The sequence below is a fragment of the Nitrosomonas aestuarii genome (genome assembly GCF_003046585.1).
GTDB lineage: Bacteria > Pseudomonadota > Gammaproteobacteria > Burkholderiales > Nitrosomonadaceae > Nitrosomonas > Nitrosomonas aestuarii.
On record NZ_QAAE01000002.1, the window covers coordinates 222,596 to 249,048 of the forward strand.

Sequence of the window (26,453 nt, forward strand, 5' to 3'; positions counted from 1 at the left end):
ATGGCAGGCAGCAGAGAAATACGTAATAAGATCGGAAGTGTAAAAAATACACAAAAAATTACACGGGCCATGGAAATGGTTGCGGCGTCTAAAATGCGTAAAGCACAAGATCGTATGAAAAAGGCAAGGCCTTATGGCGAAAAAATACGTAATGTTGCTGCCCATATGAGTCGAGCAAATACTGAATATCGCCATCCTTTTTTGATCGAACGTGATAGTGTTAAACGTATCGGGATTATCATTGTCACGTCTGATAAAGGATTATGTGGTGGGTTGAATACCAACGTGCTCCGACGCGCATTAAGTGAAATGAAAAAATGGCAGTCTGAGGGTGAAGAATTAGAAGTTTGCTGTATAGGAAACAAAGGTCTTGGTTTTATGACCAGGATTAAGGCAAATGTAATATCTCAGGTTGTGGCGCTTGGAGATACACCTGACATGGAAAAATTGATAGGCGCTGTTAAAGTTGTTTTGGACGGCTATACACAAGATCGTTTTGATCGTGTGTATATATTTTATAATCGTTTTATAAATACAATGAAGCAAGAGCCTGTAATGGAACAATTACTGCCATTAAGCGATGATAAAATGCAGTCTGGACAGAGTGTACAAGAAAATTCATCAAATACAGGCTGGGATTATATATATGAACCGGAAGCAAAACCTGTAATTGATGATATTATGGTGCGATATGTTGAAGCGTTGATATATCAGGCGCTTACAGAAAATATGGCATCCGAACAGTCAGCTAGAATGGTTGCTATGAAGGCCGCTTCCGATAATGCGGGTAGTGTGATCGATGAATTAACATTGATTTATAACAAGTCAAGACAAGCGGCAATTACCAAGGAATTGTCTGAAATTGTAGGTGGCGCAGCAGCTGTTTAAATATAAAGTATTTAGGATAAAACAATGAGTCAAGGAAAAATTGTTCAGTGTATTGGTGCGGTGATTGATGTCGAATTTGATCGTAAATCCATTCCAAAGGTATATGATGCACTGGTAATGGAAGGATCTGATCTTACCTTAGAAGTTCAACAACAACTGGGTGATGGCGTGGTTCGTACTATTGCGCTGGGTTCTTCTGATGGATTGCGTCGCGGTATGCAGGTTACAAACACCGGCGAACAAATTACTGTCCCCGTTGGAACAAAAACACTGGGTCGCATTATGGACGTGCTGGGTAGGCCTATAGACGAAGCAGGTGATATCGGATCTGATAAATCCATGTCAATTCATAGAGAAGCACCTGCATTTGATGAACTATCGGCCTCAACAGAATTGCTTGAAACAGGCATTAAAGTAATTGACCTGATCTGTCCGTTTGCAAAAGGCGGGAAAGTGGGATTGTTCGGTGGCGCAGGCGTTGGCAAGACTGTTAACATGATGGAGTTGATTCGCAACATCGCAATTGAGCATAGTGGCTATTCCGTTTTTGCAGGAGTGGGTGAACGGACACGTGAAGGTAACGATTTCTATCATGAAATGAAAGACTCAAATGTATTGGATAAGGTTGCACTTGTATACGGACAGATGAATGAGCCGCCTGGTAATCGTCTGCGAGTGGCACTTACCGGTTTAACAATGGCTGAATCGTTTCGCGATGAAGGTCGCGATGTTTTGTTTTTTGTTGATAATATTTATCGGTATACATTGGCCGGTACAGAAGTTTCCGCTTTGTTAGGACGCATGCCATCAGCTGTGGGCTATCAACCTACACTTGCTGAAGAAATGGGGCGTTTGCAAGAACGTATTACTTCTACTAAGACAGGCTCTATTACTTCAATTCAGGCGGTATATGTTCCGGCTGATGACTTGACCGATCCATCACCTGCAACAACCTTTGGGCATTTGGATGCTACAGTAGTATTGTCGCGTGATATTGCTTCACTGGGTATTTATCCGGCAGTAGATCCGCTTGATTCCACGTCGAGACAATTAGATCCACTCGTTGTGGGAGAAGAACATTACAGTACAGCACGTGAAGTTCAGCAAACATTGCAGCGTTATAAAGAATTAAGAGATATTATTGCAATTTTAGGTATGGATGAATTGTCACCTGAGGATAAATTGGCCGTTAGCCGTGCACGTAAGATTCAAAGATTCTTATCGCAGCCATTCAACGTAGCAGAAGTCTTTACTGGTTCCCCGGGTAAATATGTACCATTAAAGGAAACGATCAAAGGATTTAAAGGAATTGTTACGGGTGAATATGACGATCTTCCTGAACAGGCTTTTTATATGGTCGGTGGTATCGAAGAAGCTGTAGAAAAAGCAAAAAGCATTCAATAAAAAGAGTAAACATTGATGAGTACAATTTTTCATCTGGATATTGTAAGTGCCGTAGAATCAATATATTCAGGCCCGGTAGAATTCCTGGTGGCTCCGGCGCAAATGGGTGAAGTAGGCATTTATCCGCGCCATACACCGATGTTGACCAGAATTAAATCTGGCATGGTTCGAATTAAAGCGCAGTTAAAAGACGAAGAGCTGGTGTATGTGTCTGGTGGGATGTTAGAAGTACAACCGGATGTGGTGACCATACTTGCAGATACAGCGATTCGAAGCCATGATCTTGACGAGGCTAAAGCCATCGAAGCAAAACAAGCCGCAGAAGATGCAATGAAAGATCGGGCTTCTGAATTGGATTATGCAAAAGCACAGGCTGAATTGATGGAAGCAGTGTCTCAGTTAGCTGCAATCGAAAAATTAAGAAAGCGCAGACATTAGTTCTTCTATAAAAATAAACGAAAAGGCGACACATATATGTCGCCTTTTTTTTTATTAAATATATTTGAGAATTTTTTTTAACAAATTGTAGTTTTGTAATGCTAACAATAATAAAACGATATTATTCATGTTTAATACTATATCGATTTGAGTTAAGTTAGGTTATCCTTCGCAATACTGCAATCTTACGACGATAATCAGTCTGTTTAGTAGTCGTGGGTTATAAAGCTGATTTATATACTTAACATTGTATTTTGAGTGGTAGATTTCAAATGGTTTCGAAACTTAATATCGTAATTCTGGCTGCAGGTTTGGGAAAACGGATGCAATCATCTCTGCCGAAGGTGTTGCATGAATTAGCGGGAAAACCCTTATTAGCTCATGTTGTCGATTTGGCAAGGAATTTAACCCCTGACCAGATCTGCATAGTAATTGGCCACGGTGGCGACCTTGTCAAAGAAAAGATTCTTGGTTCGGACTTAACTTGGGTCACACAAATACCGCAATTAGGAACCGGTCACGCGTTATTACAAGCTCAACCTCATTTGGATCAAACGGGAGCAACACTTGTTTTATATGGTGATGTTCCTTTGGTTGGTATCGAAACGCTAAAGCGGCTCGTTAATGCAGTATCTGAAAAACAATGTGGACTACTGGCGGCTGTTCTTGAAAACCCGGAAGGGTATGGTCGAATTATTCGTGAACAGGACACAAGTAACATTTGCCGCATAATTGAGCAAAAAGATGCCGATGCATCGCAATTAGCCATCCATGAAATTAATACAGGTATCATGATCATTCCAAACGGATATCTGCATGAATGGCTACCCAAACTAGAAAATAAAAATGCGCAGCAGGAATATTACTTGACGGACATAATTAAAATGGCTGTTGATCAGAATATTTCTGTAATATCTTCTGAAGCAGAGCATTCCTGGGAGATATTGGGTGTAAACAGCAAGCAACAATTGGTTGAGCTGGAGCGGATTTACCAGAAAGAATATGCAAAAACACTACTCGCTAAAGGTGTGATGCTGATAGATGCCGCCCGAGTTGATGTACGCGGCGAGTTGATTTGCGGTAGTGATGTTGAAATAGATGTCAATTGTATATTCGAAGGCACAGTAATATTAGAGGACAACGTCAAAGTTAAAGCAAACTGTATTTTAAAAGACGTTACCGTTGCGAAAGGATCGACCATTCATCCCTTCAGTCATATTGAAGAAGCAAAAATAGGCCAGAATTGCAAAATTGGCCCCTATGCCAGAATACGGCCGGAAACTCAACTCAATAATAACGTACACATCGGTAACTTTGTAGAAATTAAAAAAAGCCAGATTGCTGCGGGTAGCAAAGTTAATCACTTAAGTTATATAGGCGATACCATAATCGGTCAAAATGTCAATATTGGGGCAGGTACCATCACCTGCAACTATGATGGCGCATATAAGCATCAAACGATTATAGAAGATAATGTGTTCGTCGGTTCCGATACTCAGCTTGTAGCTCCCGTGAAAGTTTCTTATGGTTCGACGATAGGGGCCGGTTCAACGATAACCAGGGATACGCCTAAAAATGAGTTGACTTTATCGCGATCAAAGCAAATCAGTCTTACTGGATGGAAGCGTCCATCAAAAACATAATCAATTATCCCGAGTAATCATTAACTTTTGGTGCAAGGAAACATAGTATGTGTGGAATTGTTGGTGCCGTTGCAAAAAATAATGTTGTTCCAATTTTGTTAGAAGGTTTGTTGCGCTTAGAATATAGAGGCTATGATTCTGCTGGCTTGGTAATTACCAATAACGGATTGCAAAGGTTACGCACAGCTGGGCGTGTAGCTGAACTCGAAAAAAAGACAGTTGAACAAAAAACCTGTGGCCTCGCAGGCATAGCACATACACGCTGGGCAACGCATGGTGAACCATCCGAACGAAATGCACATCCTCATTTTTCCGGTGAAGAATCCAGAATAGCGATTGTCCATAACGGCATCATTGAAAATCATGAAGCGATGCGCAAACAATTACAGTTTGAAGGATACAGGTTTGAATCAGATACTGATACAGAAGTTATTGCACATTTGATATCTTTCAATTTAAAAAATACTACAGATTTATTGAAAGCGGTGTGCCTGTCAATATCTGAGTTACAAGGCGCATATGCTATCGCAGTAATGGAAGAAGCACATCCTGAACGCCTCGTGGTTGCCAGGAATGGCGCACCATTGTTGCTTGGATTGGGTGAGAACGGAGTTTATGCGGCATCAGACGCTTCTGCTTTGTTGAAAACAACGCGCAACATGATTTATCTGGAAGAGGGTGATGTCGCCGAGCTATACCAGGATCAGTATCATATTTTCGACTGCTCTGACGGATGTGTTGGACAGGAGGTTAAACGTCCCATCCATCAAAGTGATCTCACAAGTGATGCGATTGATCTTGGTCCTTATGACCATTTCATGCAAAAGGAAATATTTGAGCAACCCAGTGCAGTGGCGAATACACTTGAAATGGTTTTTAACGCACAATCGATTTCTTCTGGATTATTTGGCAGTGCAGCAGAACGGATTTTTTCACAAACGAAGCAAGTACTGATTCTGGCATGTGGAACCAGTTACCATGCAGGATTAGTAGCGCGATATTGGTTGGAGTCAGTAGCCGGCATCCCGTGTAATGTAGAAATTGCCAGCGAATATCGTTACCGTAGTCCTGTAGCTGATGCTAATACGCTGGTGGTAGGTATTTCCCAATCCGGGGAAACTGCGGATACTTTAGCTGCCATGAACTACGCGAAGACGCTGGGTCATCAACACAGTCTGGCAATATGTAATGTGGCGGAAAGCGCGTTAATCAGACAGACGGATTTGCGTTTTTTGACGCGTGCCGGGCCAGAAATTGGAGTCGCTTCCACCAAAGCATTTACTACGCAACTGGCTTCATTGCTATTGTTAACCATCGTATTGGCAAAATTACGTAACAAATTATCGAGTGAAAAAGAACGGGTAATGATCGCCGCATTAAGACACTTGCCCGCAGCTTTGCAATCATCATTGCAGATTGAGCCCGAAGTACAGGAATGGTCGCAACGATTTTCAGAAAAACGTCATGCACTGTTTCTTGGTCGCGGTGTGCACTATCCGATTGCAATGGAAGGCGCATTAAAGCTCAAGGAAATATCGTATATTCATGCCGAAGCTTATGCTTCTGGAGAATTAAAACACGGCCCGTTGGCTTTGGTTGATAGCGAGATGCCGGTAGTGGCGATTGCACCGAACGATCAATTGTTGGGAAAACTTAAATCCAATTTGCAGGAAGTCAACGCTCGCGGTGGCGAGCTGTATGTTTTTGCGGATGCAGACACGCAGATAGAAGAAAGTGAAAGTCTTCACGTCATCCGCCTGGCAGAACATGCAGGAATTTTAAGTCCAATTCTGCACACCATTCCATTGCAATTACTAGCTTATCATGTTGCGCTCGTGAAAGGCACCGATGTTGATAAACCGCGCAATCTTGCAAAAGCGGTGACAGTGGAATAAGTAAAGGTGTTTTAGAAGTGCTGGAGGTCATTATTAAGCTTTATCCCCGCTGTACAGGGTGGTAAGATAACTCAGCTTAAATACAGGGATAGAAATCAATGGCAGGTCATAGTAAATGGGCTAATATCAAGCATAAAAAAGCAGCACAGGACGCCAAACGCGGCAAAATTTTTACCCGTCTTATCAAAGAAATTACTGTGGCTGCCCGTATGGGAGGTGCAGATCCTGATAGTAATCCACGTTTGCGATTGGCCATGGACAGGGCATTTGGCCAGAATATGCCGAAGGATAATGTTGAGCGCGCTATTAAACGGGGTAGTGGGGATCTGGAAGGCGTCAATTACGAAGAAATCCGTTATGAAGGTTATGGCATTTCGGGTGCGGCCGTTATGGTAGATTGTATGACAGATAACAGAATGCGTACCGTAGCAGATGTGCGCCATGCTTTCACTAAATACGGCGGTAATTTGGGTACAGACGGCTCAGTTGCTTTTTTATTTAAGCATTGTGGACAATTCCTCTTTGCACCGGATACCAGTGAAGAAAAATTAATGGAGGCGGCGCTGGAGGCTGGTGCTGAAGACATTATCAGTAACGATGACGGGAGTATTGAAGTTATTACCGCGCCTTACGAATTTGTTTCTGCTAAAGAAACTCTGGAGAAAGCAGGTTTTACGGCAGAGCTGGCTGAAGTCACAATGAAACCGGTCAATGAAAGTGTTTTAACCGGAGATGATGCTGTCAAAATGCAGAAATTATTGGATGCGTTAGAAAATCTGGATGATGTGCAGGCCGTTTATACGACGGCTGTACTTGAAGAGTAAAGTCGAAATTAGCAGGTGATCACATTCGAATTCTAGGCATAGATCCCGGTTTGCGTGTCACCGGATTTGGTGTCATCGACCACAACGCACGCCAATTAATCTATATCGGAAGTGGATGTGTCCGAACATCAGAAGGTACTCTGCCATATCGTCTAAAGTTGATTCTGAATAACTTACGGGAGATTATTACGCACTACCGCCCCGATCAGGTTGCCGTTGAACAAGTATTTGTAAATGTAAACCCCAAATCAACGCTGTTGCTGGGACAGGCAAGGGGTGCGGCAATTTGTGCGGCAGTTTTACATGATCTTGTGGTCTCGGAATATTCAGCATTACAAATTAAACAAGCCGTGGTAGGTAATGGTCATGCCCAGAAGGCGCAGGTACAGACGATGGTGATGCAAATCTTGAATCTGGCGAGCAGTCCCAGTAAAGATGCCGCGGATGCGCTGGCATGTGCGATATGTCATGCGCATGGCGGTGCAGGGTTAGGAAGCATCTCTACTATGGGCTTGCGCATGAAACGTGGAAGATTGGTTTGATTGGTCGTTTAACTGGTATCTTGTTGGAAAAGCAACCGCCGTTGGTGTTGCTGGATGTCCGGGGTGTCGGCTATGAAATTGACGTTCCAATGAGTACATTTTTTGACCTCCCTGCTGTCGGTGAGCAAACGACGCTCTATATACATCTTCTGGTTCGTGAGGATGCGCATTTATTGTTTGGGTTTGCAACCGAGTCGGAAAGGCAGGCTTTTCGTCAACTGGTCAAGATATCGGGTGTAGGTGCTAGAACGGCGCTGGCATTATTATCCGGTATGAGTGTGGCTGAATTGCATCAGGCAGTTTCATCAGATGACAGTACGCGGATTGTAAAAATTCCTGGTATCGGCAAGAAAACAGCAGAGCGTTTGTTGTTGGAGCTACGCGATAAACTGGGTGTTGCCGAAACCCAACAAATTCCAGCAGTTGCAACTTCAGATCACACCAATGACATTATCAATGCTCTACTATCTTTAGGCTATAATGCACGTGAAGCCAATTGGGCTGTCAAGCAGATTTCAGTTGAAACGACTGTTGCGGAGGGTATCCGTCAGGCTTTGCAGCGATTGTCGAGAGATAAATAATACTACTTGCAATGATTGAAACCGATCGACTGATAAACGCTACAGCTGCATCCTCTCAGGAGGAATTGTTGGAACGTGCTTTACGTCCAAAGCAATTGGATGAGTATGTTGGTCAGGAAAAAATTCGTGGGCAGTTGCAGATTTTTATCGAAGCAGCGCGGCGCCGTCATGAAGCCTTGGATCACGTCCTCTTGTTTGGACCACCAGGACTCGGTAAGACTACACTGGCGCATATTATTGCCAGGGAAATGGGTGTCGGCCTGCGTCATACGTCGGGCCCTGTTCTTGAGCGCCCCGGCGATCTGGCCGCCCTGCTGACTAATCTGGAGCCGCACGATGTGTTGTTTGTTGATGAAATCCATCGTTTATCACCTGTAGTTGAAGAAATTTTGTATCCTGCGCTGGAAGATTATCAGCTCGACATCATGATCGGCGAAGGGCCGTCTGCTCGTTCTGTCAAACTTGACTTGCCGCCGTTTACGCTGGTGGGTGCTACGACGCGTGCAGGCATGCTGACAAATCCACTGCGTGATCGCTTCGGTATTGTTTCCAGGCTGGAATTTTATACGGCTGATGAATTGAGCAAGATAGTTACACGTTCAGCGGGTTTGTTAAGTGTTCTAATTAGACCTGAAGGCGCATTGGAAATTGCGCGCCGTTCACGTGGTACGCCACGCATTGCCAATCGGCTGCTGCGCCGTGTACGCGATTTCGCTGAAGTGAAATCAAATGGTCAGGTCACTCTACAGGTTGCGGATGCGGCGCTCAGTATGCTTGATGTAGATGTGATTGGCCTGGATATCATGGATAGGAAGCTGTTGTTATCCGTGTTGGAGAAATTCGACGGCGGGCCCGTTGGGGTAGATAATCTGGCGGCTGCCATTGGGGAAGAGCGTGATACCATTGAAGACGTGCTGGAACCTTATTTGATACAGCAGGGATTCCTGAAACGCACGCCGCGCGGACGCATGGCCACAATGATAGCTTATCGGCATTTTGGTATTGCATTACCGAAAAATGGTCTACAGGGAGAACTGTGGGAAGACTAATATCAATTATAGTTTGATCAAATTTTTAATTTTTAGAATTATGCAAGTTCATACATTACGTTTCATAATTGCGGTGTTAATGACAGCGGTGATCATGTTGTATTTTTATACCAGCCGCGAACAGGAATTTTATAGCGATAGCGCGGAACCAGCGGTCGTACAAATTCTGGCAGAAATATCAACGTGGGAAAAGGAACCCTTGTTAAGACACCTGACCCCTGAAGCCAAGCAAACTATTACTGACGAGCAGTTGGATCAATTACTGGATCACTATCGCAGTTTCGGCAGATTTTATGCTATTGATGAACTGGATTTTTCGCGCACTGCGAGCGCATTTTCATTATTTGGCGAAAAGCGGATTAATTACTCGGGTGTTGCCGATTTTTCGACTGGTCCTGTGAATGTCAATGTGACGATGGTTGAGCGGGGTGGTTATTTTTTGATTTATAATTTTACCCTGACCAGAGCGACGGAAGAAAAATCAGGATTTTTCTGAATGGGGTATTGAGAATATGAGAAATACATTTAAAATCGAGCAGGTATGTACAACAATGAACAAATGCCTGCCCGGCTGTTAACACATTAAACAAACTGGCCTTCTTCACATTTTAATATCAGTGTTTCTACAATTTCTCCGTCGATAACCTCTGTTTTTACTAGAAAAATACCGCATTTGTTATTTTGTCTTTCGACAGTATAAGTATCCAAGCCTACAGGAACTTTCTGCCCTTCTGTACATACCACCTTTTCAACACCATTTACTATATTCAATGCTTTACAAACACCACCTATTTTTTTTACTGTAATCATTTTTCTATTTTCTCCTGTTTAAAAATTTAAAGTCAGTCTTGCAAAAATTGTTCTGTCCGGAATGAATTGTGGAGAGATTGCTTCAGATTGATAGAAATTGATATTTCTATAATAGAATGTTGTATCGAATAGATTTCTGCCTTCCAAGCTTAAAATTCCTCTACGGTTAGCAAACCTCAGGCCAAGGAAGGCGTCCAGTAGAAAAAAAGTATCAATTCCAGATTTGGTTGTTTCAGGATTTCGTTTCTGTTCTTTTCCAAAATCACTCAAACGGGTTAAGTTTTGTTTAACAAAAGTCCCGGTAACACCTGAGAAAAAACCGGAAGGATGAAAATACTCTAGGCTGATTGGTGCTGTCAGTGTTTTGATGTGTGTTGGTTCCGCAATATTCGTTAAACTTTGATCATCAGGATTGCGCTTAAATTGCTCAAATTGAAATTCGCCTTTAATAGCTACATATTTGTGTGGTGTCCAGTATAGATAGGATCGATATAACCGTTCGCTTTGTTTTTGTAAAAAAGAGTTGGAAGACAGGAAAAGCGGAACATGTAGAATGCGTTTTGATGCTTCCACTCCACCGTACAATATATGTGATAAATGAACATCTAATCCGAGGCCCATGCGACGCGTTCTTGTTCCATTGATATCATCAAAAAATTGATTAAATCCAGCAATCTGTGTTGGCTCGAGTGTTTGTTGTGCTACCAAATGAGATTTTGATGTTTCAAACAAGGCTCCGCGTATTCTCAGATTGTTACGAAGACTCCATTGAAATCCAAATTTGGGGTTAATTTTGTTTTCTTTAATATTTTCTGTAGTGCTGCTAAAAGCATCATAACCAACACCCAAGGTTATATCTAAGTTGTTGAAGTAATGTAGGTTAGTGTATAGATAAACATTTTCACGAGTCAAGTCCTTAGATGACTTTGGCCGATTTATTATCTGGAGTGTTCGGTCAAATTGATAGATACCTCCGCCAAAAACAGTATTTAAATGCGCGTGACGCCACATATGCTGTCCTTCAAACTGGAATCCTGTGTTATATGCACTACTTGAATTCAATTTTTCAGTACGATCAATGTACTTTCCAGATACGATAAAATCCTGGTTGGGTGACAATTCATACCTGGCGCCCATACGTGCGACATCCTCGTGAATATACCGGCGTGAACTAGGATCAAATCGGTCGCGATCAAAATCCAGTAACAGATCACCATGCTCAGTTTCTCGTGTCCGTACTTCACCCTGAATATTGAGTCGAGGTGTAAAGGCATGCTGAATAAACGCATTCAATACGTCGTGATTTTGATCGTTATTGCGACGAAAACCATCGCTTTGGTGATGAAACTGTCCCAGACTGACCGAGGTTTTGTCGTATAGCCGGGAATAGACGATTTCATTACCAAAGGTATTGTGACTACCGGCTATCCCGGATGTAACCAGTTGGGAGCGGTCACGTTCCATCAGAGGTGCGAATTCATTAAAACCCACAGCAGTCGGTCCGGTATTGGTGATAATGTTCAAGTCCGCAACGGCGAGTTGCGGCTGCACCGGATTAGTATTGATCGGTTGCAGTAGTTGTGCTTGCAACAATTCGCTGACACGAGCGATTTCATGACGCGGAATATTGACATAAATATCCGACAGGAAACGGTGCGCTGAGTGATTAGACGGATCGATGCTCAGTGATTGGGCTGTTTGCATGATTGCACGTTTTTCAAAACCCAGATTGTCGTAAATTCTCGACAGACTTGACCCCCGGGCGGCTTCATCCTGATCCAGTAATAACCTGGAGCGGTACACGGCACGATTGTTATTGAGTTCGATGGATTTTTGAATACCCCGCAGTGCCTCAACGGGACGGTTTTGCGTTTGTTTTTGTATGGCATCATAAAACCAGGGTGTCGGATCATTAAGATCACGCTCTTTGGCCATGTCAAATTGTGTACTGGACAGTAAGTAACGTTTTTCTTCGAAGTAAGCCTTGCCAAGATAGCTGCGAATCAGAGAGTTGCCCGGATCTAGACTGGCGGCAATTTCCAGTTTGATACGTCCGGCTTCAAGTTGTCCTGAACGTATTAAAGTCAGTCCAAGACCAAGTCTTGGCATAGGATCTGCCTGGTCAAGCCGGATGGCTTTGGAAAAAATACGGTGCGCTTTTTTTGTTTTAATTTTTGCCAGATAAGCAAATCCAAGTACTGTTTGCGTTCTGACAACTGCTGGATTAAGACGGACAGCTTTCTTGGCGGCATTTAATGCCAGGTCAAGTGCGTTATTCGACATCTGTAGCTCTGCAATGCGTGCCCATATCAACGCGTTTTGTGGATCAAGTCCGGCTGCTTGTTGCACACTGGCCAACGCTGCTTCAAGTTTAAAATATACCTGCTGCACATAGGATAACGCAAGCTTTGCGGCAGCCGAAGTTTGATTGAGCTCTACTGCTCGCAGCGCCATCTCAAGCGCGGTATCTTTGTCATTTTGTGTCAGTGCAATGACGGCCTGTAAAGCATAGGCGTCACTGTTATTTGGGTCGACCGCCACGACGTTTGTAATCGCGGTTTCCGCTTCATCTACGTTCCCGAGCGTTAATAACCGGGCAGCCAGGACAATCTCAGCATGCATGTTGTTGGTATCTAATGCTGTATTCGGCTTCGGCCAGTAATCAATAATTGCCGGATAATAAAGTGCCCATTGAACGGCATCTACTGGATTAATGATAAATTCTTTGCGTGGAGGCTGGTTTTTGTATGCGGTAGCTGCCTCCCGGCTTTGCAACGTGAGATTACCAAAATCGTTCGCGGCAGATACGCTGCCTTCATAAACAACCAATTGAGTACGCAGTGCATCAACGCCGACAAAAAATTCTGTGCCTTCTACACCCGCATTCATAAAAGGTGTCTTGACTTCGAAAGGTTTGGGTGTACGGGTGATAATATGCATCGCACCGTTGATTAAATCCATCAATGATGTGGCTCTATTTTCTTTGGTTTCAGGAAAGATAATGGTCGTTTTTTGATTTAGCCGCAGCATGCTGTCATTCATTAACCGTAGTGCTGCGCGGCTGTGATTTCGAACACGTATCCGGTCGCCGGCGCAGAGCTGAGTGTCTATTTTAACCGGCGACCAGATTGTCTCTTGCTTTCGTCGTAGTTCAACAGTTCCCTGCACTGAAACGACTTGTGCCGCTGCCACTACACATGCTTCTGCGGCATGGGCAATACGAGCAAAAAAAAAATGCGCAAGTATCAGAAGAAACGCAGTAGCAACAGTGGAAATCCACCTGTCGGTTTTTCTGGTTGCTAACCATGGCATATACGTCGTCCATAAAACATTCATCAGTAATTGTGTTGTTATTAGCAGGCTGTTGAAAAATTGTCTGCATTGTCGCTATCGCGATAAAAAAAGCTCAACATGTTCATTAATGCGTAAGAAACTTTTTATTTTTAGCGATAAACGGCTCTTATTTAACCCTACTGATATATATTATATGTCCTTTTCAAAATGGATGACCTTATTCTATAAGATAACAACCTTCGACCTTAAAAGATAAATCGTTTTGCAGCTGTTGTAAAGATTCAACAGCCAGAGACTATTTCCAGCGTGGTTTCTCAATTCGCGATTACAGCAGAAATGTTGAGTGAAATTACCAATCTTTCTCCCAATATTGTGCATGAATATTTTGCAGCTTTTGGATTGGATGCCAGCGAACTGGACGAGACCAGTATTTTGGTGAATTCTGATATAGGGGCACCGGAGTCCTTTGTACGTTTTAATGATAAACGGGAGTTTTATCTAATGAATCGCTGAGAGAACTTATTAAACCGTTATTGAATGACCCATCAGCATATGATACTGTCTTTAATCCCCAGTTTACCTTTCAAATGAATGATGGCATTTATGATGCGCAGGAGTTAGGCGTACTCCATTTAAGTGCTCTAGTGCCGGCGACGAATGAGAGCATCGAATCCCTGTTTTATGGTTCCCTGATTAAAATGTTTTCTGCATTGGATCAAACGGAATTGAATCCAATTGTTTCTTTCCCTGTTGCGAACAGGCAATCCAATGATTTCCAGGTGTTTGTTTCAGAAGCGTTAAGCGACATCCCTGCCAAGGTTATCTGGCTGGATGACGTGATGGTGAGACTGGTTGTGAATGAATCAATCATTCTTATCAATGATCTTGTGGAAGATACTTCTATTGTCGGCGTGCTTGATCAGAGTTTTTTGGGATTGGCAGTAAGTTAATGTTAAGTTTGGCTGAATCAAAATAAGCAGATATGAATATTTATATTCAGTGTGGAGGTTGACTGATAAAAGAAGTTTTTCGGAACTTTCGAATCATATGGGAGTGCGCGCTGCTTACCCCGTATATGGATTCCTTACCTACTGCAAATCAGGATTATGTTTCTGTTTTGTACTTATCCGTCAGCAAGGTGATGTAGAATAAGCAGCTTTCTTTTACTGGACTTTTTGTCGAATAAAGTTATCCCATGCGATTGATTTTTCTATTCATTTTTTTGAGCTGCATTTGTCTGCTTGGCTATGCACAATACCTGCAGCATGTCGAAAACCTGTTGCCTTGCCCGCTTTGTGTGGCGCAGCGGCTTGCTTTTTGGATGCTGGGTTTAGTGGCGTTGCTTGCATTTTTACATAACTCCCAGGCTATCGGACGCAGAATATATGGCTTCTTAATGACGGTCCTTGCGATCATTGGTGCGGTCGTTGCAATCCGGCAATCCTGGTTAATACGCTATCCCGAATCATTCGAATGTGGTATCAGTCCGGAAGAAGCCTTCCTGAATTCTTTACCTTTTGCGCAATGGTGGCCAGGAATGTTTGAGGCGAACGGTGATTGTGCCGATGTCGACTGGAAATTTTTATCGCTAATGATACCGGACTGGTCGTTTGTGGCCTTTGTCGGGCTTGGGCTGTTATCGGCGTATGTCGTTTTCTCCAGAAAAAGCGCTTAGATTGCGGTCGGAAAACAAGTGCTTATCAATCGAGCTATGAATGGATGATTATTTTTCATGCATACCTGCGGTCACGCCTGATTCATTATAAAATATGCTTGCATCTATTGAGATGCACATAGCGTCACACAAAAGCTTGCAAAAAGTTAAAAACAAAGCGGCATTCATTGAAACCAGGATAATCTGTTTAATTGGCTCTTCGTATTATGTTAAGCTGTTGGAATCTCGATAGAATTTCTGGAACACCCGACCAGGAGAAAAAACATATGCCAATCACGCGTCAGATTTCCGTTGAACGTGCCTGCGCAATGCTTTCAACCATCAAAGAATTTCAAACACTTTCTTCCTCCGATTTGGTGGAAATTGCGAGTGCTTGTCATTGGCACCGGTGTGACGAGGGTGAGGAAATTATTCGTTTTCATGATCAATCGAATAGTGTTTTTTTTATCGCGCAAGGAGAAATTCGCGTTACTTTTCATTCTTTATCCGGCCATGAAGTCATTTTATGTGATCTGGCCTCTGGAGAAATGTTTGGCGAGCTCACGGCAATCGACGGTAAATCGCGCTCTGCAACCGTTCTGGCAAAAACCAGTGCTTTACTGGCATCCATGACAGCAGTCGATTTTATGAATATTATTTTTTCTAACCGCTATGTTGCTGAAGCCATTCTGAAACGCCTGGCCAGCGAAGTCCGCAGGCTGACAGAGCGTGTATATGACTTCAGTACGCTGGCTGTCAGTAACCGTATACAGGCCGAATTGCTGCGAATCGCTAAAAAAAACATGACGGGGCCGAATACATCGGTTATTTCTCCGGCTCCCACGCATTTTGATATCGCCAATCTGGTCAGTACTCATCGTGAAGCCGTGACGCGTGAACTCAGCAATTTGTCAAAAAATAAGATAGTGTTGCGACAAGGACACGATCTGCATATTCTCGATATCCAAAAACTGACCAATATGGTCAATATGGTGCGTGGCAGTATTTAGATACTGGCTTACAGCTGAAATTTGCAATGAAACGCTTTGCAAGCGGTGCTCTTGAAGATACTGAATAGGGTCATCATGCGCAACAGATTTTTTCTCAAACCCTTAAATAGTCATTATTCGTAATTAAACCTTTTCATTATCATCGCTTCTGTTTTTTTAACATCTACTTCGAGTAGATCTGTATAGACAGCAGGAAAATTTGTTTTGTCACTGACATTATATGGCGGCAGCGTCCTAATGGACTGTTCGTCAAAATCTTCACCGGCTGCTTTCAAAGCAAAAATCAGATCGTTAACCAGATTCTCATATTTTCCTATAAACTCAATTTCTTCATCGGTCTCACCTACGAACTCGATAAGACTATAACCATAAATTCCCGGAAATTTAGTTAGCACATTACGTACAAATTGATGAAAATTGTCAGATCGGCATGCTAAATCCAGTTGGTTTTTTGAATCCCATCCATATGTCATTTTGAATTGCCAATATGAACGGTATAAACTTACAGGATGCCTGACAAAAGCAAATTTGAATTTCTCACGACAAGGGCATTGTTTCAAACCGATATGCGGATTACCCGATATTCTGTAATCCTTGCACACAATACCAGCTGCTGAAATTGCTTTTTTTACCCATGAACCACCCGTTTTGGGTACATGTAAAAAACAGGATTTTGGGAGAATAAGCATGACAGAATTTCCTGAATTTCTGATAGCCGGTTTGATAATGGTTCGTCCGGCAAATGAAGTATAGGTGCGTAACTGATTTTCTTTTCAAACCAAAGCATCTTTATTTATTTTTGTCTGCAACCAAATTACGTACGAAGTTAGGCAGGGCAAAAACGCCCAGATGGGTTTCGCCATTGTAGAACTGAAGTTGTTGGAGATTGCGTGTTTTGATACGCTGTTCGATCTCTTCGGTGGTGAACGCCTTTGGGTCGTGCCTATCAGAGCATACAGCCAAAGCCCATTGTGCGCCATAAAGCGGGATGTACATGGTGTAAGGCCGCACGATGCTGAAAATACCATTCAGTCGTTGCGTAAGCTCGGTAACACGCTCGGGGTGCGCTGTCGGTGAACCGATATGGAGCGTCAATAGACCTTCGACGCTAAGAGCCTGGTGACAATGCTGGAAGAATTCAGTGGTGTAAAGAGCTGCAGCCGGTCCAACCGGGTCGTTGAGGTCCAATGCGATCAGGTCAAATTTTTCCCGGGTTTCGCGAATGAACTTGATGCCGTCGTCGATGATGACCCGCAGTTTAGGGTTATCGAAAACGCCGTTATGTACTGCTTGAAAATGTTCCTTGGCAATCTTGATGACATCGGCATCTATTTCAACCAGCGTAACTCGTTCAACTGAAGGGTGTTTGAGCACTTCCTCGGATGAGCCACCGTCACCACCGCCAATAATGAGCACGTTTCGCGGCGCATCGTGTACTGTCAGCGCTGGGTGAATCAAGTTTTCATGGTAGATAAATTCTTCCCGTTCGGAAGTCATATTATAATCATCCAAACGAAAAATCTTCCCGTATTGCGGCGTATCGTAAATGGCCAGTTTCTGGAACGGGGTCTGCCACTCCCCGATTTGACGATTTGCCCTGATATAGAAACCGATAGTATCGTTCAGCGGTTCGACGAGTAAATGCTCACCACGCTCGATTGTGTGCCTGGCGACTTCTTTGGGCTCAAAATACTCGATGATCGTGTTGAACAGATGATGTGCTTTGGTGCTGTTGTCCGCGCTGTAGTTACAGACATAGACATCCAGCGTTAGTCCATTATTTTCCGGCCAGGTATGAATCGCAAGGTGTGACTCGGCCAGGACCACTGTGCCGGTAAAACCCGAGTCGTCAAATTGTTTAAACGACGCATCCATTACTGTAAGCCCGGATGCCTGCACCATGCTGATGCACTTGTCCTTAAAGCTTACGCTGTCGATCAGCCGCTGCGGATCGCAGCGACAGTTCCCCAAATCGCCAATCAGATGTAAACCGTTCATGACTGTAGCTCCTGATAAGTCATTCGGTTCAGTTTAGTTCGATGTTCAGGATAAGAGATGTTGTGACCGCTTTGTGGAAAAATACTGAAATATTTTTTTTCGTTCAATTCGTGCAAAACCCAATTTTGACGGCCTGTATACAGCATACAGTAACAGGCGTCTAATTAAGAATTCGGCCTCGACCGATCGTACGCGTTTTTTAACTCACCCAAAACCATATGTGTGAGATTTGTGCGAGACCGCAATTTTACGCGGAAGTGCCGCTAATTGGAATATATTGCTGTTATTCCTTGAATCTGGCTTGTCAGGATGGTTGCAGTTGTAAAGCAGCCAGTTGTGCGTATAACTGACTGGATGCTTTTAATTCGGTATGTGTACCCAGTGCTTCAACCCGACCATGATTGAGTACAGCGATACGATCAGCTGTTTGTACCGTGGACAGTCGATGAGCGATTACCAGTGTCGTCCGGTTAATCATTAACTGACTGAGTGCCTGTTGTACCCAGAATTCACTTTGTGCATCTAATGCACTGGTAGCTTCATCCAGCAGTAATATAGGCGCATCGGCCAATATTGCGCGTGCAATCGCTAATCGCTGCTTCTGACCGCCGGATAATCCCTGTCCTAAATCACCGAGTTGTGTTAGATAACCTTGTGGCAATGCCAAGATGAAATCATGCGCATAAGCAGCCTTTGCCGCGATTTCGACTTCTTCTTGCGACGCATCGGGTCTGGCGTATTGTAAGTTTTCAAGAATTGAACCGTAAAACAATGCGGGCGTTTGCGATACCAGAGCATAGCATCGCCGCAAGTCGAAAATATCCAGTTGACGAATATCGATACCTTCCAACCGGATAGTTCCGGATTGGCAATCAAAAAAACGCAGCAACAAATCAAACAGTGTTGACTTGCCCGCACCGGATGGGCCTACCAGCGCCAGTGTTTCCCCCGCGTGTATTTGTAGCGATAAATTGTCGATTGCACGCACATTCGGGCGCGATGGATATGCAAAAGCTATTTGATTAATTTCGATATTGCCCGAAACCTTTGGCAGCAGCTGCACTTTTTGCGGTGATGTGATTTCGTTCGGTGCGTGCAGTAACTCTATAGTGCGTTCCGCTGCACCTGCTGCACGTTGTAATTCACCAATGACTTCAGAAATGGAAGCTACCGCCGAGCCAACAATCACGCTGTAAAAGACAAAAGCGGCCAGTTCGCCGCCGCTTATGCGGCCTTCGATGACATCAATGCCGCCCACCCAAAGCATTAGTCCCACAGCACCCAATACCAGAATAATGACCATGGTTACCAGTAATGCGCGCTGGGTTATCCGATGTTTTGCAACTGTAAAGGCATCCTCAACATAGTCATGGAATTTACGTTGATCGATGGGTTGATGGTTATAGGACTGAACCGTTTTAATCTGTCCGAGAATCTCCCCGACATAGGCGCCTACAACCGCTACTTTATCCTGACTTTCTCTGGATAAACCGCGTACCCGGCGGCCAAAAATCAGAATGGGCGCCACAACCAACGGCACGCAAATCATGACAATTGCTGTCAGTTTTGCGTTGGTGATAAACAACCAGATAATGCCGCCAATCATCATAATGAAATTGCGTAGGGCAAACGATATTGACGAGCCAATAACTGATTGCAACAGCGTCATATCAGCCGTGAGGCGTGACTGAATTTCGAGGCCGCGATTATTCTCGAAAAAACCCGGATGCAAATGGATAAGGTGATTGAACACCTTGCAGCGTATATCTGCAATGACTCGCTCGCCGAGCCAGGTCACCCAGTAATAACGTGTAAAAGTGCCTATTGCCAACCCTAATACAAGGCACAAAAAAACCACTACATATTGACCGAGTAAAGCTTGCGACTGCGTTGCAAAACCCTGATCAATCAACAGGCGGATCCCCTGGCCAATCGACAGCGTTATTGCCGCTGTAAAAAATAATGCCATCAGGCTGTACGCTATTTGCCGTTGATAGGGAGCAACAAAACCTAAAGCCAGTTTAACGGCCTGCCAGCGATTATTTTTTTCGGGCGATTGATTCATGATGAGTGATGCCGGATGATTTTGACAAATTGCTTATGTAACAAAAAGGGAGCTTGCTGCTCCCCTGAAATGCAGTGGCACCAGACGGTTGCCGCGCATGTTTCAAATTACTTAATCTTTGCGTTCGGTCACTTCAACCAGATGATAGCCGAACTGTGTTTTTACAGGCCCTTGCACTTCGCCCACCGGCGCGCTGAAAACGACAGTATCGAATTCTTTGACCATTTGTCCTGGACCGAATTCTCCCAATGCACCGCCTTGCTTACCGGATGGACATAGTGAATGCTGCGAGGCTATTTCACCGAATTCTGCGCCATTAGTAATCTCGTTTTTAAGGCTGATACATTCTTCCTCTGTTTTGACCAATATATGTCGTGCACTTGCTTTTGCCATGAATCTTTCCTTTCACTTTCGTTCATTTTAAATATATGCGTTTATTGCATTGTGTATTTAAACATATATTACATATCCAATGAAATTTTAGTGCACCCCGGTAACACGAATTCAGATGAAATTATAAGTAATAGAGAGATAAATCTGCTTTGCAGAAGATGCGTGCAAAACACGTCTTCCTGTACGGTTACTTGATCACGACAGTTTCTAACTAATCAGATTTTTTGACTCATTATCATTAGCTCGTCCATATTCAAATACCCGTTACTCTGTATTATTTGGGGTGAGTTTAATCAATAGTGGCCATTTCTACTATTTGAATTGCATTAATAATATTTATTAATAGTGTAGACTAGGCACTATGCCTAGAAAAGCGATAGAAATTACACTTACAAAAGAGCAGAGAGAACAACTGGATACAATTGTACGCAGCCATAGTGTGGAGCGTAGAATAGCTGAAAGAGCCGGAATTATACTTTCCTGTGCTGCGGGCAAGCGAAATCAGTCAGTTGCATTAGAACATGAAACATCAGCGTTACGTGTCAGCAAATGGCGCAAGCGATACGCAAAATATGGCCTTGCTGGACTTGAAGACGAACGACGGCCTGGCAAACCTGAAACATATGGTGTGGCGTTTAGAAATAGACTGTTATCGAAATTAGAAACAGATCCACCTGATGGCATGTCCAGATGGGATTGTCCAACCTTGGCGGAGCAATTAAAAGCGAGTAATCATGCGGTATGGCGAGCATTAAAAAAAGAAGGAATTTATCTACATAAAGCCCGCAGCTGGTATGCCAGTACTGACCCTGAGTTTGCAGAGAAGTCAGCGAATATCATCGGGTTGTATTTGAATCCGCCGTTCAATGCATTAGTTTTAAGTGTTGGCGAAAAAAACAGCGCCCAAGTGTCGACGCGTGAAAGTGGGTATATTGAGACGGGTGACCAAAAGCTTGTGCATGCATATAAGCGTCACGGTACGTTAAATTTAATTGATGCACTGAATGCGGCGACTGGCTTTATCAAAGGACAAACTTCAAAGACAAAAAAGCGAGAAGATTTCCAAAATTTCATGGATAACGTGATACAGGATTTATCAGAAAACAAAAATGTGCATGTTATTCTGGACAATTATTGCACTCACAAGAAAAATGATGAGTGGTTAAACAGATATGCTGGCCGAGTATATTGTCACTTTGCACATACTTCTGCAAGTTGGCTCAATCAAATTGAAGTCTGGTTCGATATTTTATCTTGCAAAGTACTAAAAGGAGCGGGCTTTAGCAATGTTGCAGAGTTAAAAAATGCAATTGAGGCTTTTATTGTTCGCCATAACCAGAGTGCGCAACCCTTTAAATGGCGTAAACCTGAGAGTGCAGACAGTGAAATAAAAAATAATATATCTAATTTATGAAATTAGATGTCAGCGTATAATTATTAATGAATATGCACAGAAGTGTGCCTTTATTTGCGACTGACAGGCTCTGTGCAGTCATTGTTAAAATTTTGTCAAGAGCGTACCCATGAAATTGCTTATCGTAGAAGATAACCAAGATATTGCGGCCAGCATTTGTGATTATTTTGAGGCGCTGGGTAATACTATCGAAGCAGCGGCTGACGGTGTAGCCGGTTTACATTTGGCACTTGTCAACGACTATGATGTCATCATCCTTGATCTGGGTTTGCCGGGTATTGATGGCATAGAGCTGTGTCGTCGACTTCGCCAGGGAGCGCGTCGGTCGGTTCCAATTATTATGCTCACCGTCAAAGGTTCCCTTCAGAATAAGCTAAAAGGCTTTAAATCCGGAGCAGATGATTATTTGATAAAGCCTTTTGCGCTAAAGGAACTGGCCGCACGCGTCAAAGTGTTGGCCGAACGCATCAACCGGGCACCGACTTCGCAGTTGCAAATTGGGGATCTGTCACTTGATTTGGATACGCATGACGTGTATCGAGCCGGTAAACACCTTAGCCTGAACCCAACACTATTCCGGTTGCTGGCATTTTTGATGCAGAACCCGCATCGTGTTATCAACCGTAAAGAAATTGAATATGCGGTTTGGCAGGGTAATCCACCGGTTAGCGATGCTTTACGTACCCATTTCTCCTATCTGCGTCAGATTGTTGACAAACCATTCGAGTGTTCGTTAATACACACAGTACATGGTTTTGGATACAAGCTGACAGACAAGAATGCAGAAGACTAAGCGTCTCAAAAGACGCATAACTTTTGCGTTTCTGTTTTTTGGGGCAGCGGTGATCTTAGTGCTTGGTTTGAGTTTGGTTGTGGCATTAAAATCAATCGAGACAAGCGTACTAGATGAAATACTTTATACCGAGTTAACAGAATTTCAAAAGCAGGCTGAGAGCGATTCGCAAATGCTTGAGTCTTCCCGTTCGCGCGCAACGATCATTATCTATACTTCATCTCTTAATGAAACGACCAGCTTGCCGGAGCATGTACGTAACTTGTCTCAGGGTATACATGATGTGACACACAAAAATCAAGACTATCGGGTATTGGTCGCGCATATCGATGATATGCGCTACGTTGTGCAGTTTGATGCTACCAGCATACACAAGCGTGAACGTGATTTCATACGCTTGGTCTGGTTGTGCGCAATTGTAACGTTGGTAATTGCATTTTTTATCGGCTGGGGAGTTGCCCTCCATGTTATTCGTCCTATCAAACGGCTTGCTTACCAGGTCATGGCGTTCACAAATCAGCCAGGTGAATCTTTGGATTTGTCAGAATTCGGTGACGACGAGATAGGGGTTCTGGCGCGTAAATTACAACACTACCATGAGCAATTGCAGTATCTTTTGATACGCGAAAAAGAATTTGCGAGCAGTGTAAGTCATGAGTTGGGGACACCCGTTACCAATATCAGTATGGCCGCTGAGGTACTGGCCATGAAAAAGGATTTATCTGTGCCTGAACATGCGCGAATTCGTCGAATTCAAAGAGCTGTAGGAGAAATGACCGAATTAATCGACACATTTTTGATACTGGCGAAAATCGATGATGAATCAAACAAATCCGATATTGTGTGCCAAATGGAGCCCATCGTCCGCAAAGTGATAGAGCAGCAGCGTGTTTGGCTGGGCGAAAAACCGATTCAAGTGACGATTGAAACAAATGGTCAGCTGGAAGTAGTTGCGCACCCAGGAATTCTAAGTGTTCTGGTTGCAAATCTGATGCGGAATGCCTTTCAATATACAATGCGAGGCTCTATTACAGTGCTATTAGCACCTAATCAATTATCTGTCGGAGATACCGGCGTAGGGATCGATTCGACGGCACAGAGCCAGATTTTCAGGGGTTATAGAATGAATAATGCAGATGATAGTAATAGAACCGGACTAGGTTTGACAATCGTGCAACGCATCTGCGAGTACTATGGCTGGAAAGTATCGTTTAAAAGCAAAAAAGGCCAGGGTTCTCAATTTACGGTGTTATTTGTAACTGGACACGCGCCTGAAAGATTTGTATGAAAATAATGCATGAGTAACCTGTTTCATTGCTCAGTGCGCTAAATTAGAAGTACCCTGTATGCATCTGTTTTACACTTTGGATGGACGAGTCAATAACATTGATGGACTGCTTTGAAATAAGCTGTTCGGCCATGAAGCCGACGAGAAAGCGTTCAGGCCTTGACGATCGCTGTGCCCATTACTAATAATCCGCATCCGAATCTGTTACAGCTGTTGCAATCGCTTTGGTAATATTATCCAAACCGGAAACGGTTTCGGGTACAAGAGATTGTGTTTCAATTCTTGGTGTCGTCACAGAAGGTTATGCTTGACACCATTTTGGCACCTTAATCCTGGTGTCCTTTCATTACCTGCTTAGCTCATAAAAGAGGCTATGTCACAATTAATTGTCGAACTTAATTGAAGGGATTATTGATTTCAGGGTTTTGCAAATATTTAATTAATCCGGATTCCGAATGTTTTTGTAATTAGTAATGGAATCTTTATGATTAACAGGTCAATTAACAAAAACCAACAATATATTGTGATCAACAGTACATGCGCCATAGCCTTAAAAATCACGCAGTAAAATTACTGCAAATTACTACTATCATTTTTTAGATTGTCAAAGTATCTTTTGACAACAGCTCTGCCTGGCATTTTATCGTGCTTGGTATAAACCATAAAATGAATGGCCCCATGAAGCGCCATGGCAATCAATAAACCTTCAAAAATACCAACCTGATAGACTAAACCACCCGTTATGATTGCGAGCATCAGCGCGTAAGGACCATAATGTGTGACATGCGCCAGTCCGGCAATCATTTTGTAGCCGGTAAACATCATAATAGCTGCTAATGCAAACTTTGGTAAAAAGTCGAGATATTGCGTATTAAATGTGAAAAAACAGACGACGCAACCAATAATTAATACAGAGAATTTCGTTATTGCGCCTGCCAGTTTGTTTGTTGTACTTTTGGCCAGACCATCAAGATTAGTCATGCCGTGAAAAAAACTTGAACCCATATTGGCAATCCATATTGCGAGCAAACTATTATTACTGTTGGTTTTGCGATTAAGCGGATCAATTTTTTCAATTGCGGCGTTACTCATGACCTGTTCGATGACATCAACAATTGCCAGCATGGCGCAGAAAAATACCATGGAAATTAGCATCAGCAGTGTCACATCCGCTTCAGGCAGTGGCAGTTTAATATAAAGATCAACATCTTCAACGAAAATCATTGGTACCGCAATGAACTGCGCCAGCAGTACACCGCCGATAATTAATACAAAATATGGAATAGCGGGCTGGGTATCTTTAAACTTGGAAAAGAGGTATAAAAATACAACCAGGCCTACAGTAGATATGGCAACCATTTGGACGCGCGCGGCATTCCAGAATTCTTCACCGACCGCTTCTGCGGGTATTTCATAAGTAAATTCAGAAAATTTCAATAAAATTTTCAATCCTACGCCAGCCAGCAATCCTTCAACCAGATAAACCGGAACTGCAATAAGCAGGTATTTTTGCCAATTGAATTTCCAGATAACAGCTTGCATCGCAGCGGTCAGAAAAATGCAGAATGCCATATTTTCCCAGCCAAAGGTTGCCACGCCCAAAGCCAGTACTGGGGCAAGTCCCGCTGCAATTCCGGGTGCGCCAATAAAATTACCGGGCCTGAACCAGGCATTAATCCACCCGACCAGGCAGGCAAAAGCCACGGTTGCCAATCCCACTTTAATCGGATAATCGGACATAATGGCGATGCCAATTGATAATGGAATCGCCATGGCACCGGTTATCAAACCTGCAGCTGTATCACGTAAAACATATTGTGGCTGAAAAGCCGCTGATCCAGGCAAAGTAACTGGCGTTTTATTCTGTTTTTGTTGGCCGTTTGCAGATGGCCCACTTTCTGTTTGTGTTTGCATAAGAAATGACTCTCCAACTCAATAAATATTCAAAATGTAAGTGCTTAGCAACTTACTAAATCAAACGACGAACGTTCATATATGTATAGCATGGCCGGTGTGAAGTATATTAAAAATAAATGTTAATGATTTGTTAAACACATACAAATCAATTGATTAATTGTTAATATGGAGAGAGCGAGGGCGCTTGAAGATTTTGTAGGGATTTTTGTTATTTATAAATGCACTGTTTTCTCGTTAATTTACAGAACAAAAGCAATTGCTTGCAGGAATTGAATTTTTAATGGGACAACCGCCTCGCAATAAAGCCATAAGATCGCGCTTGACTGATAGTATTCTCAAAGACATTAGTAACAATATTAAGCGCTCTAAACACCGTGCTAAAAAATATCGTAATAAATAGAGTAATAACTTTATCAATATGATTTATTTATTATACGGCAAACTTCATTTTTCTTACCCGCTGTATTTCACACAGCGCTCAGACAGAGCACTAAAAGTCATTAAAAACTGGCCATTAGCATGCTGTAAAAAATTCGTTGTTTAAAAGCACGAT

At 43.1% G+C, this 26,453-nt stretch carries 24 protein-coding genes; 17 read left to right on the plus strand and 7 right to left on the minus strand.

The window, feature by feature from the left end:
- From atpG to C8R11_RS02755, 10 genes are all read left to right on the plus strand, one after another.
- On the plus strand, positions 1–888 hold the full coding sequence (atpG, locus tag C8R11_RS02710; RefSeq protein ID WP_107794348.1) for a F0F1 ATP synthase subunit gamma: 888 nt from the start codon (positions 1–3) through the stop codon (positions 886–888).
- 24 nt (positions 889–912) lie between these two features.
- Complete coding sequence (atpD, locus tag C8R11_RS02715; RefSeq protein ID WP_107794349.1) at positions 913–2,292, plus strand: F0F1 ATP synthase subunit beta; 1,380 nt, start codon at positions 913–915, stop codon at positions 2,290–2,292.
- Positions 2,293–2,307: 15 nt separating this feature from the next.
- Positions 2,308–2,730, plus strand: coding sequence for a F0F1 ATP synthase subunit epsilon (locus C8R11_RS02720; protein ID WP_107794350.1), 423 nt, complete (start codon positions 2,308–2,310; stop codon positions 2,728–2,730).
- Between the two features lie 272 nt (positions 2,731–3,002).
- Positions 3,003–4,373, plus strand: coding sequence for a bifunctional UDP-N-acetylglucosamine diphosphorylase/glucosamine-1-phosphate N-acetyltransferase GlmU (gene glmU / locus C8R11_RS02725; RefSeq protein ID WP_107794351.1), 1,371 nt, complete (start codon positions 3,003–3,005; stop codon positions 4,371–4,373).
- Between the two features lie 47 nt (positions 4,374–4,420).
- Positions 4,421–6,268, plus strand: a complete 1,848-nt coding sequence (glmS, locus tag C8R11_RS02730) for a glutamine--fructose-6-phosphate transaminase (isomerizing) (RefSeq protein WP_107794352.1) — start codon at positions 4,421–4,423, stop codon at positions 6,266–6,268.
- A gap of 98 nt (positions 6,269–6,366) precedes the next feature.
- Positions 6,367–7,092: a YebC/PmpR family DNA-binding transcriptional regulator gene (locus tag C8R11_RS02735; RefSeq protein ID WP_107794353.1), complete on the plus strand. Its 726-nt coding sequence runs from the start codon at positions 6,367–6,369 to the stop codon at positions 7,090–7,092.
- A gap of 23 nt (positions 7,093–7,115) precedes the next feature.
- Entirely contained in the window at positions 7,116–7,634 is a 519-nt protein-coding gene (gene ruvC, locus C8R11_RS02740) for a crossover junction endodeoxyribonuclease RuvC (RefSeq protein WP_107794354.1), read from the plus strand.
- Positions 7,631–8,215 (plus strand): Holliday junction branch migration protein RuvA, encoded by a 585-nt coding sequence (ruvA, locus tag C8R11_RS02745; RefSeq protein WP_107794355.1) that lies wholly within the window; start codon positions 7,631–7,633, stop codon positions 8,213–8,215. Before ruvC ends, ruvA begins: the two co-directional genes overlap by 4 nt.
- Positions 8,216–8,226: 11 nt before the next feature.
- On the plus strand, positions 8,227–9,264 hold the full coding sequence (gene ruvB, locus C8R11_RS02750) for a Holliday junction branch migration DNA helicase RuvB (protein WP_107794356.1): 1,038 nt from the start codon (positions 8,227–8,229) through the stop codon (positions 9,262–9,264).
- A 40-nt stretch (positions 9,265–9,304) separates the two neighbouring features.
- Positions 9,305–9,760, plus strand: coding sequence for a hypothetical protein (locus tag C8R11_RS02755; protein WP_107794437.1), 456 nt, complete (start codon positions 9,305–9,307; stop codon positions 9,758–9,760).
- A gap of 86 nt (positions 9,761–9,846) precedes the next feature.
- Here C8R11_RS02755 and C8R11_RS02760 read toward each other — a convergent pair whose 3' ends face one another.
- Positions 9,847–10,074, minus strand: a complete 228-nt coding sequence (locus C8R11_RS02760; RefSeq protein ID WP_090696306.1) for a hypothetical protein — start codon at positions 10,072–10,074, stop codon at positions 9,847–9,849.
- Positions 10,075–10,092: 18 nt separating this feature from the next.
- Positions 10,093–13,386, minus strand: coding sequence for a FecR domain-containing protein (locus C8R11_RS02765; RefSeq protein ID WP_107794357.1), 3,294 nt, complete (start codon positions 13,384–13,386; stop codon positions 10,093–10,095).
- Between the two features lie 318 nt (positions 13,387–13,704).
- Between C8R11_RS02765 and C8R11_RS15980 the strand changes: the two genes are divergently transcribed.
- The 4 genes from C8R11_RS15980 to C8R11_RS02780 all read left to right on the plus strand — a co-directional run bounded on the left by C8R11_RS15980 (position 13,705) and on the right by C8R11_RS02780 (position 16,032).
- A complete protein-coding gene (locus C8R11_RS15980) occupies positions 13,705–13,881 on the plus strand; it encodes a hypothetical protein (protein WP_181258132.1) in 177 nt (58 codons plus the stop codon).
- A gap of 20 nt (positions 13,882–13,901) precedes the next feature.
- Positions 13,902–14,318, plus strand: coding sequence for a hypothetical protein (locus C8R11_RS02770; RefSeq protein WP_146159054.1), 417 nt, complete (start codon positions 13,902–13,904; stop codon positions 14,316–14,318).
- Positions 14,319–14,563: 245 nt separating this feature from the next.
- On the plus strand, positions 14,564–15,043 hold the full coding sequence (locus C8R11_RS02775) for a disulfide bond formation protein B (RefSeq protein ID WP_107794359.1): 480 nt from the start codon (positions 14,564–14,566) through the stop codon (positions 15,041–15,043).
- 266 nt (positions 15,044–15,309) lie between these two features.
- Entirely contained in the window at positions 15,310–16,032 is a 723-nt protein-coding gene (locus C8R11_RS02780; RefSeq protein WP_107794360.1) for a Crp/Fnr family transcriptional regulator, read from the plus strand.
- A gap of 113 nt (positions 16,033–16,145) precedes the next feature.
- On the opposite strand, the gene C8R11_RS02785 is transcribed toward C8R11_RS02780, so the two are convergent.
- The 4 genes from C8R11_RS02785 to C8R11_RS02800 all read right to left on the minus strand — a co-directional run bounded on the left by C8R11_RS02785 (position 16,146) and on the right by C8R11_RS02800 (position 20,488).
- Positions 16,146–16,721, minus strand: coding sequence for a hypothetical protein (locus C8R11_RS02785; RefSeq protein WP_107794361.1), 576 nt, complete (start codon positions 16,719–16,721; stop codon positions 16,146–16,148).
- Between the two features lie 100 nt (positions 16,722–16,821).
- Positions 16,822–18,030, minus strand: a complete 1,209-nt coding sequence (gene speE, locus C8R11_RS02790; RefSeq protein WP_181258133.1) for a polyamine aminopropyltransferase — start codon at positions 18,028–18,030, stop codon at positions 16,822–16,824.
- Between the two features lie 304 nt (positions 18,031–18,334).
- Complete coding sequence (locus C8R11_RS02795) at positions 18,335–20,095, minus strand: ABC transporter transmembrane domain-containing protein (protein ID WP_107794362.1); 1,761 nt, start codon at positions 20,093–20,095, stop codon at positions 18,335–18,337.
- 111 nt (positions 20,096–20,206) lie between these two features.
- A complete protein-coding gene (locus C8R11_RS02800; RefSeq protein WP_107794363.1) occupies positions 20,207–20,488 on the minus strand; it encodes a peptidylprolyl isomerase in 282 nt (93 codons plus the stop codon).
- Positions 20,489–20,849: 361 nt separating this feature from the next.
- On the opposite strand from C8R11_RS02800, the gene C8R11_RS02805 reads away from it, so the two are divergent.
- The 3 genes from C8R11_RS02805 to C8R11_RS02815 all read left to right on the plus strand — a co-directional run bounded on the left by C8R11_RS02805 (position 20,850) and on the right by C8R11_RS02815 (position 23,983).
- Positions 20,850–21,902 carry an IS630 family transposase gene (locus tag C8R11_RS02805; protein ID WP_107794364.1) on the plus strand — a complete coding sequence of 351 codons (1,053 nt, stop codon included), beginning with the start codon at positions 20,850–20,852 and terminating at the stop codon, positions 21,900–21,902.
- 109 nt (positions 21,903–22,011) lie between these two features.
- Positions 22,012–22,695 (plus strand): response regulator transcription factor, encoded by a 684-nt coding sequence (locus C8R11_RS02810; RefSeq protein ID WP_107794365.1) that lies wholly within the window; start codon positions 22,012–22,014, stop codon positions 22,693–22,695.
- The gene (locus C8R11_RS02815) at positions 22,682–23,983 is read left to right on the plus strand and encodes a sensor histidine kinase (protein WP_107794366.1); all 1,302 of its coding nucleotides are present in this window, start codon (positions 22,682–22,684) and stop codon (positions 23,981–23,983) included. The genes C8R11_RS02810 and C8R11_RS02815 overlap by 14 nt, the downstream gene beginning before the upstream one ends.
- A 570-nt stretch (positions 23,984–24,553) precedes the next feature.
- Here C8R11_RS02815 and C8R11_RS02820 read toward each other — a convergent pair.
- Positions 24,554–25,897, minus strand: coding sequence for a SulP family inorganic anion transporter (locus tag C8R11_RS02820; protein WP_107794367.1), 1,344 nt, complete (start codon positions 25,895–25,897; stop codon positions 24,554–24,556).
- Positions 25,898–26,453: the final 556 nt, after the last annotated feature.

Bases quoted from the DNA above. Each gene is read 5' to 3' on its own strand.
- atpD (WP_107794349.1), top strand. From the start codon at position 913: ATGAGTCAAGGAAAAATTGTTCAGTGTATTGGTGCGGTGATTGATGTC.
- C8R11_RS02760 (WP_090696306.1), bottom strand. From the start codon at position 10,074: ATGATTACAGTAAAAAAAATAGGTGGTGTTTGTAAAGCATTGAATATA.
- C8R11_RS02810 (WP_107794365.1), top strand. From the start codon at position 22,012: ATGAAATTGCTTATCGTAGAAGATAACCAAGATATTGCGGCCAGCATT.
- C8R11_RS02765 (WP_107794357.1), bottom strand. From the start codon at position 13,386: ATGCCATGGTTAGCAACCAGAAAAACCGACAGGTGGATTTCCACTGTT.
- C8R11_RS02795 (WP_107794362.1), bottom strand. From the start codon at position 20,095: ATGAATCAATCGCCCGAAAAAAATAATCGCTGGCAGGCCGTTAAACTG.
- C8R11_RS02735 (WP_107794353.1), top strand. From the start codon at position 6,367: ATGGCAGGTCATAGTAAATGGGCTAATATCAAGCATAAAAAAGCAGCA.
- C8R11_RS02785 (WP_107794361.1), bottom strand. From the start codon at position 16,721: ATGCTTATTCTCCCAAAATCCTGTTTTTTACATGTACCCAAAACGGGT.
- C8R11_RS02805 (WP_107794364.1), top strand. From the start codon at position 20,850: ATGCCTAGAAAAGCGATAGAAATTACACTTACAAAAGAGCAGAGAGAA.
- C8R11_RS15980 (WP_181258132.1), top strand. From the start codon at position 13,705: ATGTTGAGTGAAATTACCAATCTTTCTCCCAATATTGTGCATGAATAT.
- C8R11_RS02800 (WP_107794363.1), bottom strand. From the start codon at position 20,488: ATGGCAAAAGCAAGTGCACGACATATATTGGTCAAAACAGAGGAAGAA.
- glmU (WP_107794351.1), top strand. From the start codon at position 3,003: ATGGTTTCGAAACTTAATATCGTAATTCTGGCTGCAGGTTTGGGAAAA.
- C8R11_RS02775 (WP_107794359.1), top strand. From the start codon at position 14,564: ATGCGATTGATTTTTCTATTCATTTTTTTGAGCTGCATTTGTCTGCTT.
- speE (WP_181258133.1), bottom strand. From the start codon at position 18,030: ATGAACGGTTTACATCTGATTGGCGATTTGGGGAACTGTCGCTGCGAT.
- C8R11_RS02720 (WP_107794350.1), top strand. From the start codon at position 2,308: ATGAGTACAATTTTTCATCTGGATATTGTAAGTGCCGTAGAATCAATA.
- C8R11_RS02755 (WP_107794437.1), top strand. From the start codon at position 9,305: ATGCAAGTTCATACATTACGTTTCATAATTGCGGTGTTAATGACAGCG.
- glmS (WP_107794352.1), top strand. From the start codon at position 4,421: ATGTGTGGAATTGTTGGTGCCGTTGCAAAAAATAATGTTGTTCCAATT.
- C8R11_RS02780 (WP_107794360.1), top strand. From the start codon at position 15,310: ATGCCAATCACGCGTCAGATTTCCGTTGAACGTGCCTGCGCAATGCTT.
- atpG (WP_107794348.1), top strand. From the start codon at position 1: ATGGCAGGCAGCAGAGAAATACGTAATAAGATCGGAAGTGTAAAAAAT.
- ruvB (WP_107794356.1), top strand. From the start codon at position 8,227: ATGATTGAAACCGATCGACTGATAAACGCTACAGCTGCATCCTCTCAG.
- C8R11_RS02820 (WP_107794367.1), bottom strand. From the start codon at position 25,897: ATGCAAACACAAACAGAAAGTGGGCCATCTGCAAACGGCCAACAAAAA.
- C8R11_RS02815 (WP_107794366.1), top strand. From the start codon at position 22,682: ATGCAGAAGACTAAGCGTCTCAAAAGACGCATAACTTTTGCGTTTCTG.